The sequence below is a fragment of the Streptomyces lydicus genome (genome assembly GCF_000717345.1).
Taxonomy (GTDB): Bacteria; Actinomycetota; Actinomycetes; order Streptomycetales; family Streptomycetaceae; genus Streptomyces; species Streptomyces lydicus.
This window is the reverse complement of sequence record NZ_JNZA01000082.1, coordinates 1-3,803: the sequence shown is the minus strand read 5'-3', so window position 1 is coordinate 3,803 and position 3,803 is coordinate 1. Positions and strand designations below refer to the sequence as shown.

The 3,803-nt window shown below is 72.3% G+C and carries 4 protein-coding genes; 1 reads left to right on the top strand and 3 read right to left on the bottom strand.

The window, feature by feature from the left end:
* Positions 1–144 precede the first annotated feature (144 nt).
* Positions 145–390: a mycoredoxin gene (locus OO62_RS36015; protein ID WP_033271949.1), complete on the top strand. Its 246-nt coding sequence runs from the start codon at positions 145–147 to the stop codon at positions 388–390.
* Positions 391–531: 141 nt separating this feature from the next.
* Here OO62_RS36015 and nudC read toward each other — a convergent pair whose 3' ends face one another.
* From nudC to OO62_RS36000, 3 genes are all read right to left on the bottom strand, one after another.
* A complete protein-coding gene (nudC, locus tag OO62_RS36010) occupies positions 532–1,467 on the bottom strand; it encodes an NAD(+) diphosphatase (protein ID WP_033271948.1) in 936 nt (311 codons plus the stop codon).
* Between the two features lie 78 nt (positions 1,468–1,545).
* On the bottom strand, positions 1,546–2,952 hold the full coding sequence (locus OO62_RS36005; RefSeq protein WP_033271947.1) for a dipeptidase: 1,407 nt from the start codon (positions 2,950–2,952) through the stop codon (positions 1,546–1,548).
* Between the two features lie 10 nt (positions 2,953–2,962).
* Positions 2,963–3,803: PD-(D/E)XK nuclease family protein (locus OO62_RS36000; protein ID WP_033271946.1), on the bottom strand; the 841-nt coding region annotated here is incomplete at its 5' end.

Below are 3,803 nucleotides of genomic sequence, written 5' to 3'. Positions count from 1 at the left end.
CCGAGATCTACACAGAGTAGATCGTCGGCAGCGTCAGATGTGTATAAGAGACAGGGTGGGAATTGCTCAGGGGTGGTGTGCGTTGTGGTCTGTGGCCGCGCCGAGTGGGCGGTATTGATCACGACTTTAAGGAGCGCGGGGCGCATGGCGGGAACTGTGACGATGTACAGCACGACCTGGTGCGGTTACTGCCGTCGGCTGAAGGGCCAGATGGACCGTGAGGGAATCGCGTACACCGAGATCAACATCGAGCAGGACCCGGAGTCCGCGGCGTTCGTGGAGAAGGCGAACGGCGGCAACCAGACGGTGCCGACCGTGCTGTTCCCCGACGGTACGACGCTGACCAACCCGTCTCTGGCGCAGGTCAAGCAGAAGGTGGGCGCGGCCTGAGGCCGGTACGCGCACCAGCAAGGGCCGTCGGCCGGTCCCGTTGAGGGATCCGGCCGACGGCCCTTTGCGCCCGTTCTGTGCCCGTTCTGTGCCCGTGCCGCGCAGCCCGTGGCTAACGGGCCGCGCACGGACCGGACGGTGTCACGGCTTCGGCAGGGGCTTGCCGTACCAGAGTTCGATCAGGCGGGCGGCGATGGAGATGCCGTACGGGGGAAGGACCTCGCCGGATTCGAAGGCGGCGCGGAGGTCCTCGCGGGAGAACCAGCGGGCCTCCTCGATCTCCTCGCCGTCGACCTGGATCTCGGAGGACGTGGCGCGGGCCATGAAGCCGAGCATCAGGCTGGACGGGAAGGGCCAGGGCTGGCTGGCGACGTACTCGACGTCGCCGACGATCACGCCCGCCTCCTCGAAGACCTCGCGGGCCACCGACTGCTCGATGGACTCGCCCGGCTCGACGAAGCCCGCGAGGGTGGAGAAGCGGCCCTCGGGCCAGTGGACCTGGCGGCCGAGGAGCGCGCGGTCCTCCTCGTCGGTGACGAGCATGATCACGGCCGGGTCGGTACGGGGGTAGTGCTCGGCGCCGCAGGCGGGGCAGCGGCGGATGTGGCCGGCGGCCGCGATGACGGTGCGTTCGCCGCAGCGGGAGCAGAAGCGGTGCAGGCGCTGCCAGTTCTCCAGGGCGACGGCGTGCACGAGCAGTCCGGCGTCCCGGGGTGACAGGAGCAGGCCCGCCTCGCGCAGGCCGGCCGGGCGCGCGGACTGGTCCATGCGGCCGGGGAGCGTGTCCTTCTGGAGGGCGAAGTAGCTGACGCCGTCGTCGTCGGTGCCGAGGTAGTAGCGGTGGGCCTCGGTCAGCGGCGCCTCGAAGGACGGCGTCATGATCAGTTCGGTGCGGCCGTCGGGGGTGTCGTCGATCAGCGCCTGGCCGCCGGACACCACGAAGACGCGCGTCGTCGGGTGGCTCCATGCCGCCGCCAGCCATGCCTCGTCGAGACGGTGGTGGGCGGAGCGGTCGATGCCGCTCGGCGCGCTGAAGGTGATCGGCCGGTCGGCGGTGTGGTCGGTCCAGGTGGTCACTGCTGTTTCCAACTCCCCCTGAGGCGTGGGTGGGTGCTGCGTGCTGCGGGCGCGGAACGGTGGGCGGGGTGAGCGCGGTCAGGTCCTGGGCCAGGTCTCCGCCAGGTCGCCCCACAGATAAGCGGCGGTCTCGACGCCCTTCATCAGCAGGTCGAGTTCGACCTTTTCGTTCGGTGAGTGCCAGCCGTCGGACGGGACGGAGATGCCGAGGAAGAGGACCGGGACGCCGAGGACGTCCTGGAGGTCGGCGGCCGGGCCGGAGCCGCCCTCGCGGGTGAAGCGGATCTTCTGGCCGAAGGCGCGTCCCATGGCGCGGACGACGGACTGGAGCGCGGGGTGGTCGAGCGGGGTGAGGCAGGGGCGGGTGGCGCCCCAGAAGGTGATCTTGTGGCGGATGCCTGCCGGGAGCCGGCCCGCAACCCAGTCGCGTACGGACTGCTGGACGGCGTCGGCGTCCTGGCCGGCGACCAGCCGGAAGGACAGCTTCAGCTGGGCGGTGGACGGGACGATGGTCTTGCCGCCGGGGCCCTGGTAGCCGCCGCCGATGCCGTTGACCTCGGCGGTCGGGCGGGCCCAGATACGTTCCAGGGTCGTGCTGCCGGCCTCGCCCAGGGCGGCGTGGGAGTGGGCGGTGCGCAGCCACTGCTCCTCGTCGAAGGGCAGCTCGGCGAAGAGTTCGCGCTCGCGGTCGCTGAGTTCGATCACGCCGTCGTAGAAGCCGGGGACGGCGACGCGGCGGTCGGTGTCGTGGAGTGCGGCGGCCAGGCGGGCGGCTTCGGTGGCGGGGTTGGGCACCGCGCCGCCGAACGAGCCGGAGTGGATGTCCTGGTCCGGGCCGTACAGGTCGATCTGGCAGTCCGTCAGGCCGCGCATGCCGGTGCAGACGGTGGGGGTGTCGCGGGACCACATGCCGGTGTCGGAGACGATCACCGCGTCGCAGGCCAGGCGGTCGGCGTGCTTTTCGATCAGGGCGGGGAAGTTCGGCGAGCCGGACTCCTCCTCCCCTTCGATGAGCAGCTTGAGGTTGACGGCGGGGGCGGTGCGGCCGGTGGCGGCGAGGTGTGCGCGGACGCCGAGGGTGTGGAAGAGGACCTGTCCCTTGTCGTCGGCCGCGCCGCGGGCGTAGAGCTTGCCGTCGACGGTCTCCGGCTCGAAGGGGTCGGTGTGCCAGCCGTCCTCGCGGGCGGCGGGCTGGACGTCGTGGTGGCCGTAGACGAGCACGGTCGGCGCGGACGGGTCGCCGGAGGGCCACTCGGCGAAGACGGCGGGCAGGCCGTCGCCTTCGGTCTCCCAGATCTCTGCGGTGGGGAAGCCGGTGCCGGTGAGCTTGGCGGCGAGCCATTCGGCGCTGCGGCGGACCTCGCCGGCGCGCTCCGGATCGGCGGACACGGAGGGGATGCGCAGCCAGTCGGCGAGGTCGTCGAGGAATGCCTCGCGGTGGCCGGTGAGGTACGCGCGGACGGCGCTGTCCGGGGTTGTGCTCATACGACCGAGCCTATCGGCCTTTCGGGGGAGGACGGTCGGCGGTCTCGCCGAGCAGGATGCGCTCCAGTCCGGCGCGGCCCGGCAGGCGCCGGGGTCTGATCACCTCGCCGCTGCGGACGTGGACGAAGGCGGCGCCCACGGCGGAGGGGGGCAGGCCGTAGCGCTCGGCCCAGGCGAGGCGGTAGACGGCGAGCTGGAGGGGGTCGGCGATGGGGGCACCTCCCGTGCCGTTGAGGCTACGGGGGAGGGCGCGGCCGGTCTTCCAGTCGACGATCTCGAAGTGGTCGCCGTCGGGTCCGGGCTCCTTGTAGACGGCGTCGATGCGGCCGCGGATCACTCGTCCGGCGAGCGTCAGCTGGAAGGGGGCTTCGACCCGGAAGGGGGTGCGGTGGGCGTAGGGGGTGCGGGCGAAGGCTTCCTTGAGGGCTTCGAGGTCGCTTTCGTCGGTGATGTCGGCTTCGTCGGCCTCGTCGGCGCCGGGGAGTTCGTCGGGGCCGAGCAGCGGCAGGGTCAGTTCTTCGAAGCGGGATTCGACCCAGGCGTGGAAGCGGGTGCCCCGGCGGGCGCCGGGGCGGGGCGGGCGCGGCATGGGGCGGGCGAGTTCGCGGGCGAAGCCGTCGGGGTCGGCGGCGAGGTGCAGCAGTTGGGTGGCGCTGAGGGCGGCGGGCAGCGGGACGTCGCGGACGGTGGCGCGGGAGCGGCGCAGCTCGGCGGTGAGGGCGTCGAGGTCGCGGTCCCAGGAGCCGATGGTGCGGCGCTCCTCGGGGAGGAGGGTGTGCGGGCCGCGGTCGGCGTCGTCGGGGGCCGGGGCGGTGGGGTCGGCCGCGGCCCGCACACCCTCCTCCCCGAGG